13 protein-coding genes are annotated in these 15839 nt (G+C 64.4%); 3 read left to right on the forward strand and 10 right to left on the reverse strand.

The window, feature by feature from the left end:
* Positions 1-16: 16 nt before the first annotated feature.
* The 6 genes from AC1ZV1_RS01325 to AC1ZV1_RS01350 all read right to left on the reverse strand — a co-directional run bounded on the left by AC1ZV1_RS01325 (position 17) and on the right by AC1ZV1_RS01350 (position 10142).
* The gene (locus AC1ZV1_RS01325; RefSeq protein ID WP_484295193.1) at positions 17-1216 is read right to left on the reverse strand and encodes an MFS transporter; all 1200 of its coding nucleotides are present in this window, start codon (positions 1214-1216) and stop codon (positions 17-19) included.
* Between the two features lie 32 nt (positions 1217-1248).
* The gene (locus tag AC1ZV1_RS01330; RefSeq protein WP_484295194.1) at positions 1249-2658 is read right to left on the reverse strand and encodes an aldehyde dehydrogenase family protein; all 1410 of its coding nucleotides are present in this window, start codon (positions 2656-2658) and stop codon (positions 1249-1251) included.
* Between the two features lie 10 nt (positions 2659-2668).
* Positions 2669-4264, reverse strand: a complete 1596-nt coding sequence (locus AC1ZV1_RS01335) for a GMC family oxidoreductase (protein WP_484295195.1) — start codon at positions 4262-4264, stop codon at positions 2669-2671.
* A gap of 46 nt (positions 4265-4310) precedes the next feature.
* Positions 4311-6602, reverse strand: a complete 2292-nt coding sequence (locus AC1ZV1_RS01340; protein ID WP_484295196.1) for a TonB-dependent receptor family protein — start codon at positions 6600-6602, stop codon at positions 4311-4313.
* Between the two features lie 235 nt (positions 6603-6837).
* Positions 6838-7911, reverse strand: a complete 1074-nt coding sequence (locus tag AC1ZV1_RS01345; protein WP_484295197.1) for an ABC transporter substrate-binding protein — start codon at positions 7909-7911, stop codon at positions 6838-6840.
* Positions 7912-7925: 14 nt separating this feature from the next.
* Positions 7926-10142 carry a TonB-dependent receptor gene (locus AC1ZV1_RS01350; RefSeq protein ID WP_484295198.1) on the reverse strand — a complete coding sequence of 739 codons (2217 nt, stop codon included), beginning with the start codon at positions 10140-10142 and terminating at the stop codon, positions 7926-7928.
* A gap of 354 nt (positions 10143-10496) precedes the next feature.
* Between AC1ZV1_RS01350 and AC1ZV1_RS01355 the strand changes: the two genes are divergently transcribed.
* Positions 10497-11234, forward strand: coding sequence for a metallophosphoesterase (locus AC1ZV1_RS01355; RefSeq protein WP_484295199.1), 738 nt, complete (start codon positions 10497-10499; stop codon positions 11232-11234).
* 16 nt (positions 11235-11250) lie between these two features.
* Here the strand turns inward: AC1ZV1_RS01355 and AC1ZV1_RS01360 are convergent, their stop codons facing one another.
* Positions 11251-11685, reverse strand: coding sequence for a CBS domain-containing protein (locus tag AC1ZV1_RS01360; RefSeq protein ID WP_484295200.1), 435 nt, complete (start codon positions 11683-11685; stop codon positions 11251-11253).
* A gap of 175 nt (positions 11686-11860) precedes the next feature.
* Between AC1ZV1_RS01360 and AC1ZV1_RS01365 the strand changes: the two genes are divergently transcribed.
* Entirely contained in the window at positions 11861-12040 is a 180-nt protein-coding gene (locus AC1ZV1_RS01365; protein ID WP_484295201.1) for a hypothetical protein, read from the forward strand.
* A 77-nt stretch (positions 12041-12117) separates the two neighbouring features.
* Positions 12118-12843, forward strand: a complete 726-nt coding sequence (locus AC1ZV1_RS01370) for a hypothetical protein (protein ID WP_484295202.1) — start codon at positions 12118-12120, stop codon at positions 12841-12843.
* Positions 12844-12878: 35 nt separating this feature from the next.
* On the opposite strand, the gene AC1ZV1_RS01375 is transcribed toward AC1ZV1_RS01370, so the two are convergent.
* From AC1ZV1_RS01375 to AC1ZV1_RS01385, 3 genes are all read right to left on the reverse strand, one after another.
* Entirely contained in the window at positions 12879-13472 is a 594-nt protein-coding gene (locus AC1ZV1_RS01375; protein WP_484295203.1) for a transglycosylase SLT domain-containing protein, read from the reverse strand.
* 355 nt (positions 13473-13827) lie between these two features.
* Positions 13828-14223 carry a hypothetical protein gene (locus tag AC1ZV1_RS01380; protein WP_484295204.1) on the reverse strand — a complete coding sequence of 132 codons (396 nt, stop codon included), beginning with the start codon at positions 14221-14223 and terminating at the stop codon, positions 13828-13830.
* Positions 14224-14744: 521 nt separating this feature from the next.
* On the reverse strand, positions 14745-15839 hold the full coding sequence (locus AC1ZV1_RS01385) for a caspase family protein (RefSeq protein WP_484295205.1): 1095 nt from the start codon (positions 15837-15839) through the stop codon (positions 14745-14747).

Raw genomic sequence — 15839 nt, forward strand, 5'->3', positions numbered from 1 at the left:
GCCCGCAGGAGCATGGTCAGGCCTGGCCCACCGTTGCCTGCGCTGTCGACGCGCGCCAGCGCAGCCCCAGGGGCAGCAGGAACAGCGGCAGCAGGCTGGCAACGATCAGCACGGCGAAGAACGGCAGGCGCGAGGGCAGGCTGAACAGCGGGAACAGCAGCACAGGGCCGAGGAACATCGACAGGTACAGCGCCTGTTCGGCCACGCCGCCGGCGCCCATCACGTCGCCGCCACGGCTCATGCGCGGGATGCTGGTGAACACCCAGGCGACCACGAAGCTGCCGAAGAAGCCCTGGACGATCTTCGCCACGATGGCCGTGGTCGGTGCGATCCCGGGGATGAACACCACGACTTCCAGCACCACGCCGATCAGCGCACCGCCGACCACCGCCAGCGGGCCCAGGACACGCAGGTTGAGCACGAAGCCGGCGAGCAGCCCGGCCAGCACGCTGGAGAGGATGCCGACGGTGGAGATCACGCCGATGGTCGAGGGTGCGACGCCCAGGCTGTGGATGAAGTAGTCCGGGGTGATGGTCACCAGGCCCAGGGCGACGGTCAGCGGCGCGCCGACGGCCAGCGCCAGGCGCAGCACCGAGGGTTCGGCGTAGAGCCGCAGGGTCTGGCGCAGGGAGTGGCGTTCGCTGCGGCTGGCGAGGTTGGCCGCCGGCAGCAGCGGGGTGGCCAGCAGGAGCAGCAACAGGACCAGCGCGTGGCCGCTGAACGCGGTGCGCCATTCGCCGTGCTGGCCGCCGACGTAGGGCGCCACGGCGAAGATCGCGATGGCGCCGCCCAGCGGCGAGGCGACCGACCAGAACGCCAGCGCCGTGGTGCGTCGACGGCCTTCGGTGGTGTGCACCAGCAGCGCCAGCGCGGCAAGCACCACGCTGATGTAGCCGGCGCCTTCGACCACGCGCAGGGCGATGAGGGTGGTGAAATCGCCGCTGCGGCTGGCCAGGTAGCTGCACGCCGCCGCCAGCAACAGGCCGAAGACAATGGCGCGGCGTTCACCGACCCGCGCCACGACCCAGGTGACCAGGGGCGAGGCGAGGGCGGCGACCACCGCCACCGCCGACACCACCCAGCTGGCCCGCGAGGGGCTGACCGAGAAGGCGTTGGCGACGTCGGCGACCAGCAGGATGGTCTTGCCGTGGCACGCCGCGATGATCACGGCGAAGGCCAGGGTGAGCAGTATCGAGGGCCAGCTTCCGGCACGCATCGGGAATTCCTCTTGAAGGGAGAAGCGGCGCCTCAGCGCCGCGAAATGTTCAGGACCTGGAGCTCGCTGAAGGCGTCATAGCCGCGCTGGCCGCCCTCGTAGCCGAGACCGCTCCACTTGTGCCCGCCCTTGGGTGCGCCGGGCTGGATATGACCGTGCTGGTTGACCCAGGCGAGCCCCGCCTCCAGCCGCGCGGCGATCGCTTCACCGCGTGCGAGGTCGCGCGTCCAGACCGAGGCACCGAGGCCGTACGAGCTGGCGTTGGCCTGGGCGATGGCGTCGTCCACGTCGCGGAACGGGATGACCGGCAGTACCGGGCCGAACTGTTCCTCGTCCACCAGCGCGACACCTGCGTCGATGCCGCTGACCAGGGTCGGCGGGTAGAAGTAGCCGGGGCCATCCGCTGGTGCGCCACCGCTGTGGAGGCGCGCGCCGTGCGCCTTGGCGTCTTCCACCAGGGCGATGACCCGCTCCAGTTGCTGCGCATTGGTCAGCGGACCGAGCTCGGTCTGTGGATCCAGGCCATGGCCGAGGCGGGTGCGCTGCGCGCGTTCCGCGAGGGCGGCGAGCAGCGGCTCGAACCGGCTTTCATGCACGTAAAGACGCTTGATGGCGAAGCACACCTGGCCACTGTTCCAGAAGGCGCCCCAGAACAGTGGTTCGACGATGGCGTCGAGGTCGGCGTCGTCCAGCACCAGCGCCGCGTCGTTGCCGCCCAGCTCCAGGGTCAGGCGCTTGAGGTCGTCCGCAGCACGGGCGTACAGACGTTTGCCGGTGGCGACGCTGCCGGTGAAGGTCACGTGGCGCACGCCGGGATGACGCACGAGGTGTTCGCCGACCCCACCGGCGCCGGCGACCACGTTCAGCACGCCGGCCGGGAAGACGTCGGCCAGCAGGTGCGCCAGCAGCAGGGTGGACAGCGGTGTGTGTTCCGAGGGCTTGGCCACCACGGTGTTACCGGCGTGCAGGGCGGGCGCGATCTTCAGCACCAGCAGGATCAGCGGGACGTTCCATGGCGTGATCGCGGCAACCACGCCGAGGGGCTTGCGGGTGATGCGCACCAGGCGCTCGCCGTCGTCGCGCAGCGAGGTGTCCGCGGGCAGGTCGAGGTGGGCGTGATGCTCGAAGGTGGCGGCGACGCCGGCCACTTCTTCCAGGGTCGAGCGCAACGGACGGCCCTGTTCGCGGGTGATGAGTTCGGCCAGCGCCTGAGCGTTCTCGCGCACCCGCTCGGCTGCGCGGGCGAGGCGCTGGCGGCGGGCGTCGAGATCAGCAGCCCAGGCCGGGAAGGCGCGGCGCGCAGCCTCCACCGCCTGGTCGACCTGGTCCGGGGTGGCGCGGGCTGCCTCGCCGACCAGCTCTTCGTTGGCCGGGTCGATGACCTTGTCGTAGTGCGTGGCGGCCTGTGGGCGGCCATCGATCAGCAGTTCATGACGGGACATGGCGGTCTCCTCAGGCGCCGGCCAGGATGGCGTCGGCGATCTTCTCGGCGAGCATCAGGGTCGGCAGGTTGGTGTTGGCGGTGGGGATCACCGGGATGATCGAGGCGTCGACGACCCGCAGGCCCCCGACGCCGTAGACACGGCCGGCGCTGTCGACCACTGCGTGCGGATCGTCGGCAGCGCCGATGCGGCAGGTGCCACTGGGGTGCCACACACCGCCGATGTTCTGGCGCAGATAGGCTTCCAGCGCGGTGTCGTCATTGAGCAGCGCGTCCAGTGACGGACCACCCGGCTGCGTGACAGCGAAGGGCGTGAGTGCCAGCTGGAGGTCGTAGCGCGCCAGCACCGGGTGCTTGAACAGCCTCTGGATGGTGCGCAGTGCGACGCGGGCGCGTTGCAGGTCGCGCGGGTCGGAGAGCAGGTTGAAGTCGACCTGGGGCGGGCTCGCCGGGTCGCGGTCGCGCAGGGTCAGGCGGCCGCTGGAACTGGGCTTGTTGATCCAGAACAGCGCGTGGGCGACACCGCGCTCGGCGTCCGCGCCGACCGCCAGGTAGAGGTCCGATGGGGTCTCCGGATCGACGCTCGACGACACGCGGATGCCCAACTGGTGCGAGGTGCCGGGGCGCGCCAGTATCGCGTCGGATCGGGCCGGGTCGCTCAGCGTGGCGAAGGTGCCCAGCGAGCTGTGTTCCCACAGGTTGCCGCCGACACCGGGACGGTCGGCGATCACCTCGATGCCCAGGTCCTGCAATTGGCTCGCCGGTCCGATGCCGCTGCGCAGCAGGATAGCCGGGGAGTGCAGGGCGCCGGCGGCGAGGATGACTTCGTCGGCCTGGACGGAAATTCGTGCGCCGTTGCGCAGCAGGTCGACGCCGGTGATGCGCTGGCCGTCGCGCTGCAGGCCGAGCACCTGGCTGTCCGTCCACAGTGTCAGGTTGGGACGCGCGCGCACCTGTTCGTCGAGGTAGCCACGGGCAGCGGAGACGCGCTGGCCGTGCTCCAGGTTCACGGCCGGGGCGAAGTAGCCGTCCTCGAACACGCCGTTCTGGTCGCCGATGTCGCGCAGGCCTTCGGCATCCAGCGCCGAGACCACGGAGCGGGTGAAGGGCGTCCAGTCGCGGCTGGAGATGCGGCTGATCGGGATCGGCCCGTCGTGGCCATGCAGCGGGCCGGCGTAGTCGGTGTCGCGCTCGAGCTTGCGGAAGTAGGGCAGCACGTCGTCCCAGCCCCAGCCTTCTGCTCCCCGTGCCGCCCACTGGTCGTAGTCGCGCGGCAGCCCGCGGTTGGCTACCAGCACGTTGACGCTGGAGCCGCCGCCGAGCACACGGGCCTGTTCGAGGTAGCGCTCGGGGCGCTCGACACCTTCGGGCTGCGCGCCGTGGCGCACGCTCAGGTCCGGCCAGAAGTAGCGGTCGCGCAGTTCCAGGCGCAGGCGGAAGGGATTGTGGCCGTCGAGGATTTCCGCCGGTGTGGCGTGCGGTGGGGTATCCGGGCCGGCTTCGATGAGCAGGACGCGGCGTTGCGGTTCGGCGGACAGCCGGCTGGCGAGCACGCTGCCGGCGCTGCCGCCGCCGACGATGATGTGGTCGTAGCGAGGTGTGGTCATGGTGCCTCCCGGCCCGACGCTCCCGCGCCGGGCTCACGCTGGGTGATCAGAAACCGACGGAGATGCCGGCGACCAGGGCGCGGGGGGCGCCCTTGAAGTACTTGGGCGCGCCGTAGAAATCGCCATCGGCCGGGTCGGCGGAGACCGTCCCCGAGTTCACGCCCGACAGGTAGTGCTTGTCGAAGACGTTGTTGAGGTTGAGCGTCAGGGTGGTTTCCTTCAGCGCGCTGCCCAGGTCCTTGAGGCGGTAGCCCAGGTTGGCGTCGAACACGGTGTAGCCGCCGATCTTCTCGTTGTTGGCCAGGTCGCCGTAGAAGCTGCCGGTGTGGCGGCCGAGGAAGTTGGCGTAGAAGGTCTGGTTGTCGTAGCCGATGCCGGCGCTGAACAGGTTGCGCGGGGTGTCGTAGAGCTGGTTGCCCTTGGTGTCCAGGCTGGCGCCACCGGCGCTGTAGTCGTCGTCCTGGGTGGAGCGCAGGTAGGTCCAGGAGGCGAAGTAGTTGAAGTTCGACGGCAGCAGCCCGTTGAGCGACAGCTCCAGACCCTTGGTGGTGACGTCGCCGGCATTGAAGTAGGAAGTGACGCCGGAGACTTCCTCGAAGGCTGCCTGGCGATCCTTGAACTTGTCGTAGAACAGCGCGGCGCTGAGCAGCACGTCATCGGTGCTGTAGCGCCAGCCGATCTCCTGGTTCCAGGTGACTTCCGGCTTCTGCTTGTCGCCGCCGTCCGCCTGGCCGTAGACCGAGGCCACCGCCGGGGTGCGCATGTTCGAGGTGGTGTTGTAGTAGAGCTGCTGTTGCGGATCGAGCTGGTAGCTCAGGCTCAGGCTGGGCAGGAAACGGTAGTAGTCGGCGCTGCCGGTGTAGCCGGTGAGGCGGTCGTCACCCTTGTTCTGTGTGTGCTGCCAGGCCAGGCCGCCAGTGAGGACGAGCTGCGAGGTGATGTCCCAGGTGTCCTGCAGCCAGAGCTTCTGGGTGGTGATCTCGTTGCGCTGGTCGGTGAAGTAGATGGCGTTGCCATTGCCGTCGCGCAGTTTGTGGCTGCCGTCGATGCCGGCGGGTTTGCCGTTGCCCTTGATCTCGACGACCGGGAACTGATTGCGTGCGTGGGTGTAGTCGGTCCACAGGCCCAGTTGCAGGGTGTGATCGTCGTTGACCAGGACGTCCAGCGTGTTGGTCGAGCCGATGCGGTACTGCGTCGGGTAGACGCTCAGCGCACCGGTCACCAGCGGGTCGATGGTGTCGCCGTCGCCATTGAGGTCCGCGTTGACCTTGTTCTCGTTGACCGGCACCACGGCGACCGCGGCGGTGCCATCGGTGACGCGGACGAAGTACGGATCGACCTTCAGCTGGACCCTGTCGGAGAGGTTGAACAGCCCGTTGAGCGCGTAGGTCTGGATCTTGAAGTCGGCGCGCGAAGCCGCCGCGCTCGGGCCAGGAATGGTGACGTCGGGTACGCCGTTGGTGCCGTTGCCCTTGGTGGGATAGATGTCCCGCGGGTAGCCCTGGTCGTACTTGTCGGCGCGGTACTCGGCGAGCGTCGGGTGGTTGTAGCTGTTGGTGCGCATCAGGAAGCTGGAGAACAGCCCGTTGATGCGGTTGCCGTTGCCCCACTCGTACTGCAGGTTGCCTTCGTAGCGGTTGGAGGACAGTTCGCCGCCGCTGTTGTCCCAGAGGTCGGCGGTGGTGCGCGAGGCCGAGAGCCAGGCGGAGAAGCCGTTCACTTCGCCGGTGTTGACCCGTGCGAAGGTGCGGAACAGGCTGTCGCTGCCGACGTTCTGCTTGACCAGCAGGCCGCTTTCCTTCGTCGGCGCCACGGACCTGATCAGCACGCTGCCACCACTGGCGGTGAGGGTCGGGGCGTTGATCGAGGAGGAGCCGTAGAGCACCGAGATCGACTCGTAGTTCTCCGGGTCGCCCATGAAGTCGGCGTGGGGGGTGAGGAACTGTGGGTCGTTGAGCGGGATGCCGTCGCGGACGAAGCCGATCTGGTCCTGGGAGAAGCCGCGGATGTTCAGCCCGCCTTCGGTGATGCCGCTGTTGTCGCCGCCGCTGACGTGCACGCCAGGCAGGTACTTGAGGGCGCCGGTGACGGCGCTGTCGAGGCCGACGAATTTCTCCAGCTGGGATTTGGTCAGGGTGCCCTTGGAAACCGGCGCCACTTCCTTGCGGGCGTCGCCAACCTGGGTTTCCTGGCTCTGGCCCTCGACGGTCACGGTACTGAGCGTAATGCCTTCGGGAGATTTCGAGTCTTCGGAAAGCGCAACTTCCGCGTTGAATAACAAGGTGCTGGATAACGCTATCGCCAGCGGTTTAAGACGGAACTCTCTTGCATGTTTCATGGCAGTCACTCGGGGCTTTTAATAGGTTCTGAGTGAGCCAGAGCAAGCACTGTGCCATGCGTTTTAGAGCGGTTTCAGGCGGTTTTTCAGTGTATTTCTGCTGTTGCCGCAGCAACTGCTTTTGCAGTGGTGCTGGGGCAGCTACTTGTCATGATCAGTTGCTTGAGAAGGTGGCCTTGAAAACCATAAAGCCCCGATAACGGGGCTTTATGGTTCGCGTGGATAACGGGACGAATCAGGGCTGGCTCGCGACGGTTTTCGTCTGCTCTTTCCAGTAGCCCTGGAGTTGCTGGTTCTTCAATCCCTGCTCGACGAACTTCGGCTCCAGCAGGTCGTCCACCTTCACCGCGTTGCGGATCAGTTTGGCCTTCAGGCTGTAGGCGATGCCGTCGGTGTAGTGCTGGCGCAGGGCGTCGTCGTAGAGCGGTGAGAAGTGCGCGGCCCAGGGCTCGCCGGCGACTTCGCGTTGCAGCACGCTCAGTGGCACGCCGGAGCGGCTCTGGGCTTGCTGGTAGGCCGCCTGATTGGCGTCCTGGGAGACCCACCACGCGGCTTTCAGGTAGGCGTCCACCACCAGTTGGGTGAGGTCGGGATGCGCCTTCACGAAGTCCCGTGCGCCCCAGACTTCGGCACGCATCTTCCAGTCTGCCGGGGCTTCCTTGCTCGACCAGATGATGCGTCCGACCTGCTTGTCCTCCAGCAGGAAGGCATCGCTCAGGGTGAAGAACGCATCCACCCGCCCAGCGCTCAAGGCAGCGGCGCCGGCCTGGGGATTGAGGTTGAAGATGCGGAAGTCTTCGAAGCCCAGGTGGTTGGCTTCCAGCAGCTTGGCGAACGACAGCTCCCACGGCCGGCCGCGGTGCAGGGCGATGCGCTTGCCCTTGAGGTCGGCGATGGTTTTCGCCGTGGAACCCGGTGGCACCACGAGGTAGACGTTGTTGCCGATGCCGCCGGGGACGATCAGCTGGGTCTGCACGCCCGAGGCGTTGGCGATGATCGATGGCAGGTCGCCGTAGAAGGCGAAGTCGATGCGCTGGTTGGCGAACTCCTCGTTGACGAAGGTGCCCACCGAGCCGGTGGCGGCGGGCACCCATTCCAGCTTGATGCCGCGCTGGGCCAGTTGCTGCTCCAGCCACTTGTCGCGGTCGATCACGTAGGACGGGCCGTTGAAGGTGATCTCCCCGGCGTTGGCATAGGCCACCGTGGCGATGCGCAGGGTGGTGGGCTGCTCGGCGGCCAGGGCGTGGCCTGCGAGCAGCGTGGCAGCGACCGGCAGCAGCCGACGCAACGCGCGTTGCAGAAGGTTCATGGGGATTACCTCGCTCAGAAGTCGGTGGTGACCGAGACGCCGAAGGTGCGCGGGTCGCCGTACATGACGGCTGCCGTCTGGTAGCCGGTGGGCAGGGTGTGGTTGCGGTATTCCTTGTCGGTGAGGTTGTTCACGTAGGCGGTGATGCGCGTGGTCTCGCCCGGCAGCTCGTAGGTGACCCGCGCGTTGCCCAGGGTGTAGCCGCCGGTGCGCATGTTGGCGCTCTGGTCGTTGGTGAAGAAGTACTGGCGGCTGCGGGTGTTCCAGTCGGTACCCAGCACGACCGCGCCGCCGACGTTGAGCGGGATGCGGTAGTCGGCGCCGATCACCGCCGAGACGTTCGGCGCGCGGACGAAGTGGTTGCCGGAATAGTCGTTCGGGCCGGAGGTGTAGTCGGTGAACTCGGTGTGCAGCAGGCCCAGGCCGAAGTTCACGTGCAGGTTCTGCACCGGGATGGCTTCGAGTTCGAACTCGGCGCCGTAGGCCTCGCCCTGGGCGCCGTTGGCCAGGCGCGAGACGGTCTGGTTGTTCACCGCGGTGACGATGTTGAGCTGGATGTCCTCGTAGTCGTAGTAGAAGACGCTGGCGTTGGCGTTCAGGCGGCCGTCGAACCATTCCGATTTCAGGCCCAGTTCATAGGAGGTGAGGTATTCCGGGTCGACCTTGGCCACCGTGGCCTGGCTGGTCACGCCGGCGTTGTAGCCGCCGGAGCGGAAGCCACGTGCGTAGCGGAAGTAGGCGCGGGCATTGTCGGAGAGACGGTACTCCGGCGTCAGGTCCCAGCTGTAGTCGCTCCAGGTATTGCTCTCGTCCTGGGTGGCGTTGACGACCAGCGGCGAGTCGACGTTGCCCGGCTGCCACCAGTGGCCGTCGCCGAAGCTGGCGGCGCCGCGGTTGACCAGGCGCGTCAGGTCGATGTCCTTGGTCTCGCGGGTCCAGCGCAGGCCGGCGGTCAAGCTGAAGTCATCGGTGAAGTTGTAGGTGGTGCTGCCGAAGATGGCGTAGCTCTCGGTCTTCTGGTCGTAGCTGACGTTGTTGTAGTAGCTGGGGATGTAGACGTTGGGCAGCGCCGCGTTGGCGTTCTTCGACTCCAGGTCTTCGTTGAAGTAGTGGAAGCCCAGTACCCAGTTCAGGCGGTCAGTGCGCGGCGAGGCCAGGCGCAGTTCCTGCGACCACTGCTGGCTGTCGGCATAGCTGTAGCTGCGTTGCAGTTCCAGCGGGGTGTTGTCGCTGTCGGTCCATCCGTCGCGGGTGAAGTGCTCGAAGGCGGTGATGGAGGTCAGTTCAAGCTCGCCCAGCTGCCAGACCAGGTTGAGGTTGCTACCGGCCTGGTCGATCTCGGCCTGGTACTTGGCGTTGAAGTTGGCCTTGCCCAGTTTCGGGTCGATGGAATAGCCGAACTGGTTGGTGCTGTCCGGGCGGGTGCCGTAGCTGACGGTGTTGTAGCTGGCGGTGTCGTGGTAATGACGGGCGTGGACGTTGAGGTTGGCATCGAGGTTGTCGTTCAGCCGGGCGGCCAGTTGCAGGCGCACGGCATCGTCTTCCAGCGCGCCCTTGTCGTTGCCGTCGTTCTGGTTCTCGGTGTAACCGTCACGTCCCTGGTGGTGGAAGGACAGGCGTCCGGCCAGCTTGTCGTCCACCAGCGCGTCGCTCACCGCGCCTTCGACGATGCGGTTGGCGTAGTTGCCCAGGTCGACCTTGAAGTAGCCCTCGGGGCTGAAGGTCGGCTTGCGCGAGATGAAGTTGATCGCGCCGCCCGTGGTGTTCTTGCCCCACAGGGTGCCCTGCGGGCCGCGCAGTACTTCCACGCGCTCCTGGTCGAACAGCGGGAAGCCGGTGGCGCTGATGTTGGCGAGGTACACGTCGTCGACGTAGATGCCGATCGGGCTGACAGTGTTGGCGCCCTGGTCGCCCGTGCCGAGACCGCGGATCCACCAGCGCGGACGGCCGTGCCCATCGGTGGTGCCGGCGGAGGCGTTGGGCGTGTAGCGGGTGACTTCGCTGGCCGATTGCAGGGAGGCGTCGCGGATCTTCTCGCCGCTCAGCACGGTAATCGGCGCCGGTACTTCCTGTACCGACTCTTCGCGTTTCTGCGCGGTGACCACTACCTTGCCGAGGGTCGGCGCGGCGTTGGTCTCTTCAGTGTTCGGGGTGTCGCCATCGGCGGCATGGGCGACGACGCTGGCCAGGCTCGCCAGGATGGCGAGGGAAAGGGTGGTGCGTTTGAACATGGTGTCCCCAGAGGGCGGCGAAAGGACGGCTGGCTCTGTGGTGCTCGGTCGTCGCCGCAAGGCATGAAGCGGTTATTGCGTTGCTCTTGTACTGGCTCACGCGTGATGAAGGCCGGAAGGCTTGCCGGGAACATCGCAACATCCGTACCGCTTTCGCGTTGAATGTTAAGTTATTGATACAAAAGGTTTTCTTGTAGTTGTTGCGGACGCTGTGCTGCTGGGGCAGCAGTCCATGCTGGGCCATCGCTGCCTGGGCAACAGCGGGTCAGCAAGTGCCCGAGGCTTTCGTCGCAGTGCCGCTGGAACGCAATGTGCAGCTGGTAAGCTGTGTCCTCGAAAGCCCTGGAGTTGGCAATGAATACGCTCTTGCCGGAGCAACCCCTGAAACGTTTCCCGCGCAACCTGTGTGGTCGCGATTTCGTGGTGGGGGATGTGCACGGCCATTTCGAATTGCTGCAGCGTCTGCTCGACCAGGTCGGATTCGATCCGGCCGCCGACCGCCTGTTCGCTGCTGGCGACCTGGTGGATCGCGGTCCCTATTCGCCGCAGGTGCTCGACTGGCTGGCCAAGCCCTGGTTCGCCTCGGTGCGCGGCAACCATGAGCAGTTGGTGATCGACGTGGTGCTGGCCGGCGATGACCGCGACCTGCACTTTCGCAACGGCGGCACCTGGCTGTACAAGCTCACGCCGGTGACCCGCGAACGGATCGCCCGCTGCCTGCAGCAGTTGCCGCTGGTGATCGAGGTCGAGCTGGGAGACGGTCGTCGCGCCGGCATTGTGCACGCCGAGGCGCCGGTCTCACCGGCCTTCCCCGACTGGGACAGCGGCGTCGCCGCGCTGGCCGGCGAGCTGGGCGAAACCGCCCGGCGCAACGCCGTCGGCCTGGCGATGTGGGCACGCACGCGGATCGAGAAGGAAGACGCCACGCGGATCGCCGGGCTGGAGCGCCTGTACGTCGGCCATACTGCGCAGAGCGTCGTGCGCCCGCTGGGCAATACCCATTACATCGACACGGGCAGTGGCTATGCCGACGGCTGCCTGAGTCTCGTCGACATGCACAGTGGTGAGGTGAAAACGGCGGCCGCGCGCTGAGCGGCCGCCGGGGGAATCATTCGCCGCGGATGTACTGTTCCAGTTGCTGGATCAGTTCGGCCTGTTCGGCGATGGCGGCTTTCACCAGGTCGCCGATGGACAGCAGCCCGAGCAGCTCGCCGTTCTCCACCACGGGCAGGTGGCGCAGGTGACGCTCAGTCATGATCCCCATGCACGTGTCGACGTTGAGGTGGGTGTCCACGGTGATCACCGGCGCGGTCATCACCGCGCTGATCGGCGTATCTTCCGAATTGCGCCCCTTGAGCGCCAGGCGCCGGGCGTAATCGCGCTCGCTGAAGAAGCCGACCAACTGGTTGGCCTCCACCACCGGCAGGCCGCCGAGGTTCTTCTCCGCCATCAGGCGCAGTGCATCGATCACCCGCGCATCCGGGGCGATGGTGTAAACCTGCTGGTCCGCCTTGGCGTTCAACAGCTGAGCCACAGTCTTCATTCCTACCCCCTGTTCGTCGTTCACGGCGCGATGCCCGTGGTTCATAGAGAATCGTGGACGAATCGCGATCCGGCAAGGTCGCAAAGCGGCGTCCGCCGTCACGACAGCGTCATCCGCCCGCGGCGCGACTTATACTGTGATTCCCTTCCCCGTTTCCCCCCACGAAAGACCGGCCATGACTGACGAAGACCTCGACCTCCACGAGCCCGAACACGACCACCTGCTGGACCTCGACGACGATCTCGACGGCCTGCTGGAGGAGGAGGCGGCATTCTTCGAGGACCCGCCCGGCGATCACGAGGGGGACGAGGACGTGGAGGAATACCAGCCCGGTCTGGACGACGAAGACTGGTAGAGAGCGGATTTTTGGACGATATCCCGGCGTCATGATTGGCTGGCAGAATGCTGGCCAGACAATAAAGAGAGAGCACCATGCGTAACGTCACGCTCGCCCTGGCTGTTTCCCTGCTTTGCGGATGCTCTTCGGACGTCCGCCGCGATGACCGCACCGCGCCCATCTCCCTGTACCGCGACACCCGCCATGCGCTGGTGGTGAACTTCCAGCCCGATCCCACGGTGGCGGCCAACCCGCGCTGGAGCGCACTGAAGGCCAGCTGGCGCGAGGCGTTGCGCCACGAAGCGGGCTCGTCGGACTACCAGCTCAGCGAGCAGGATGGCGAACCGCGCGCCACCGACACGCTTTCCACTCTGGTGGTGATCGAGGTCGGCGCCGGCCACAGCGCCAACAACCGTACCGGCAGCGGCGACGGGGAGTGGATCACCTCGACCGTGCGCTACCACGATGGCCTGACCGGCCAATTGCTCGCCTCGCGCCGCTACGAAAGCGAAGCCGATGGCGACTTGTTCACGTCCATGGGTTCGTCAGCGGTCAGTGCGGTGTCCGAGCAGATCGTCGATGAGATCACCGGCGCCCTGCTGGTCGCCCGCCCGTCCCGCAGCCTGCCGACGTCGCTGCCCGCCACCACGCCGGCGCAGCCTCCGGAAGCCGTCCCGCAACCGGTCTCGCCCACCGCGGCGGAAACCGTCGCCCATGTGTCCCGCCCGTTGAGCCGTGAACAGCAACTGATGGAGTTGCAGCGTCGCAACCTGCCGTACGAGGAATACCGCGACGAGTACCAGCGGATCATGGGGCGCTGACTGCCCCTGAGTCGCCGGTTGAACACCCGCGGCTGCTAGAACCAGCCGCCGCTCGACAGTTCCTGTTCGCAGCTCTTGTACTGGGCACCGTAGAGCGAGGCGCGTGTCTGCACTTTCTGGGACACCGTCTTCAGCCACGGCTTGGCGTCGTAGCTGCGCTGGCGGTAGCCGCCCCAGCCCTCGTGGTAGTTCAGGTACTGGCCGTAGGCGTCCCACTTGGAGACGCGATTCACGCTGTAGGTCTTGTTCATGTACCAGCCCATGAAATCCAGCGCATCGGCGAAGTCGTCACGGTCGGCGCCCCAGCTTCCCGCCTCCTTCTTGTAGTCCGCCCACGTCTCGTCCTTGGCCTGGGCGTAGCCGTAGGCGGAACTGACCCGGCCCCAGGGGATGAAACCGAGGAAGTAATAGCGCGGCGGCAGGGCGTCGTGCTTGAAGGAGGATTCCTGGTACATCATCGCCATCGGCACCTGGACGGTCCCGCCCCAGCGCTTCTGCACCTTCAGCGCCGCTTCATGCCATTTCGGCTTTTCGCGGAAGATCTCGCAGAGGTTATCGGGGTTCGCCGGAGGTTGGGTGGCGCACCCGGCAAGGGCCAGGAGCAGGGCTGGCAGCAGGAGCCGAAGCATGGGCGGTTTGTCCTTTTCGCGCGCGATGGCGCAAGGCTTATACAGCCTCTGATGGCGAAGAGGAATCGTAGGGCATCGAGGGCAGGCCCGACTCCGCGGACCAATGGATGTTCCTGGATGCAGTGCAGCCAGAGGCCGACGCTGCGAATGTCCAACGCCAGAAACAGGAAAGCCCGCTCAGGGCGGGCTTTTCGGGCGGTTTCGCAGACTGCCTGACGCAGCTCGAAACAAGGGAGATGGCGCCCAGGCGAGCCTCTAACCTGTTTTATATGTATATGATAAATAATGGTTTTTCGATCATTATTTTCTTGGGTGTACATGCAGGTGTACACGGTGCTGGCTACTGCTCAATGAATCAACTGTCCTTCAGACCCTCTGTGCCAGTCTGCATGCTGCGCAGCAACGCATCGCTTTTGGCAGTCCAGATCTTTGGAGCGGCATACCCCACGACGAATGACAGCGCCCAAACTTTCGCGAATGTCGCAGCTGTCTCATGAAGGGTGCCTACGAAGTAAAGACCAAACACGAATCCAAGAATTGCACCGAGCAAGAAGCGCATGGTCAGCCACGCTCCGCGAGCTCTCCGGAGCTCCTCTGACGCGAAATAGGTAATACCTTCCTGTCTGGGGGGGCCGTTAGGGTTAATTGTGGCCACAATCGCTTGCGCCAGGCTGCCGAAAAAACCGCCGATAGTGCAGGCAACCAACAGCGCGATGTCGTAGCCGGTGAAGCCTATAACGTTGAGGTCCATTCTCATCTAATCCTTATGGCCGTTATCGCCGCTAAGCTAGCTGATGTCAGCCATCCAGCGTGAGGCTAAGGGCATCGGTTGCCAAACCGATGGACCCAGTTAACCAGTTAACTAACTATCAGAGCCTACCACTAGCGCTAGGACGGGGTTCGAATCACCCTTATGGTATCCGTCATCTCAGGGGCCCCCCGGGTACTATCACCAAGGCTACGGGGAGTGCACTTTCTCGCTGATGGCACACACGCACCAGGGGGCGGGGGTGAACTTGGACTCATCTTTATTTCGGTGTAACTTGTGTAGTATGTGTAACCTATCCTCTGCGTGCTTAGTGCTGCAATGGCTTCGCCTAACTACACAAGCGCGACAGCTTGCTTACACAGCGGGAAGTTCGCTCCAAATGTGTAGCCAACTGAAATAAAAATGCCGCCGGAAGGTTGAGCCAGCGGCATAGTGGAGGTTACTTCGAGCGGTGCCTTCTGCTCTGTGCCATGTGTCGATAGCATCACTGCTGCGGGTTGGCGCTATGGCTCTTTTAGAGCCGCTAGCTCTGGGTGGTGTGGATAGTCGTCCAATGCTGCCTCAATCAACGCTAAACGACTGATCGTCGAACCACCCCCACCAAGTTTGAGGGTGCGCAGAGCTGCATACCAATTTGCGCGACCAGTTCCGTTGAGCCTTAACCGAGATAAGTCACCACCTGCCCGCAACCAAATGTCCTGATCGTTAGGTCCTGCTGGATACAGATCAGCCATAATTTGCTCCAGCTCGCGCCATCGTTCGAGTGCTATGGGCTTTTCACTAGCCGCCTTGGTTCCTCCAGATTCCAGCGCTATAGGGAAATTGCTTTCAAGGTCTGAGGCTTTAAATATAGGATGTTGGCGACCGGGAGCAGATAGGCCAACTTGCTCTGCGATATAGTTGAATACGTCAAAAACACGGATTAAACCATCGCCTTTAGTATGTGCTTTGCCGTGCAGCGCCTCTAGAAACTTACTAGTGAATAAACTATTGCGGGATCCTCCTAGCACAAGAGATGTTTCGCTTGCTCGAGATGAAGCCATAATTACGCGCCCAGCTCCGGCGGCTAAGCGCTGCAGAGACTTCTCATCAAATCCAGAGAGGGCTTGATTGCATTGGCTGCTCTTGAGAACCCCTACGCCTCCAGCGTGGCAAGAGTCGATAATAACAAGCAAGCGTTTAGCCTTGATCTGCTCTAGTGCTTCAGAAAATTCCGCCTCTCGCAGTGTTGTCCCCTTTAGATCATTAAACGTGGTGTCAAATGCAACAAGTGCACTTGTTGTGGGGGTCTCATCTGTAAATCGTGTGCCATGGCCAGAGAAGAAAATCAGTACTGTGTCATCAGCCTCTGAGGCGTCGGCCAGATTTTTAAGAGCGTTTCTTATTGCTGGTATTGTGGCCTGGTGGTCGAGTAGTATCTGAATGTTTTTCGACGGGAATCCGCAATATTCCTTCGATTGAAGGACTGAAGCTACGTCGCGAGCGTCATTCAAAATTGCATCTGGAAGATTGTTTATTTCTGCATAGCTGGCTAGGCCAATTATAAGTGCATGACCTTTATCAAACTCCATATCGACGTCCTTAGTTTTGATCTGCAT

The organism is Pseudomonas sp. BB438 (assembly GCF_057180225.1).

Excerpts from the sequence above, each read along its gene's own strand:
- AC1ZV1_RS01325 (WP_484295193.1), bottom strand. The coding sequence starts at position 1,216 with ATGCGTGCCGGAAGCTGGCCCTCGATACTGCTCACCCTGGCCTTCGCC.
- AC1ZV1_RS01330 (WP_484295194.1), bottom strand. The coding sequence starts at position 2,658 with ATGTCCCGTCATGAACTGCTGATCGATGGCCGCCCACAGGCCGCCACG.
- AC1ZV1_RS01335 (WP_484295195.1), bottom strand. The coding sequence starts at position 4,264 with ATGACCACACCTCGCTACGACCACATCATCGTCGGCGGCGGCAGCGCC.
- AC1ZV1_RS01340 (WP_484295196.1), bottom strand. The coding sequence starts at position 6,602 with ATGAAACATGCAAGAGAGTTCCGTCTTAAACCGCTGGCGATAGCGTTA.
- AC1ZV1_RS01345 (WP_484295197.1), bottom strand. The coding sequence starts at position 7,911 with ATGAACCTTCTGCAACGCGCGTTGCGTCGGCTGCTGCCGGTCGCTGCC.
- AC1ZV1_RS01350 (WP_484295198.1), bottom strand. The coding sequence starts at position 10,142 with ATGTTCAAACGCACCACCCTTTCCCTCGCCATCCTGGCGAGCCTGGCC.
- AC1ZV1_RS01355 (WP_484295199.1), top strand. The coding sequence starts at position 10,497 with ATGAATACGCTCTTGCCGGAGCAACCCCTGAAACGTTTCCCGCGCAAC.
- AC1ZV1_RS01360 (WP_484295200.1), bottom strand. The coding sequence starts at position 11,685 with ATGAAGACTGTGGCTCAGCTGTTGAACGCCAAGGCGGACCAGCAGGTT.
- AC1ZV1_RS01365 (WP_484295201.1), top strand. The coding sequence starts at position 11,861 with ATGACTGACGAAGACCTCGACCTCCACGAGCCCGAACACGACCACCTG.
- AC1ZV1_RS01370 (WP_484295202.1), top strand. The coding sequence starts at position 12,118 with ATGCGTAACGTCACGCTCGCCCTGGCTGTTTCCCTGCTTTGCGGATGC.
- AC1ZV1_RS01375 (WP_484295203.1), bottom strand. The coding sequence starts at position 13,472 with ATGCTTCGGCTCCTGCTGCCAGCCCTGCTCCTGGCCCTTGCCGGGTGC.
- AC1ZV1_RS01380 (WP_484295204.1), bottom strand. The coding sequence starts at position 14,223 with ATGGACCTCAACGTTATAGGCTTCACCGGCTACGACATCGCGCTGTTG.
- AC1ZV1_RS01385 (WP_484295205.1), bottom strand. The coding sequence starts at position 15,839 with ATGCAGATCAAAACTAAGGACGTCGATATGGAGTTTGATAAAGGTCAT.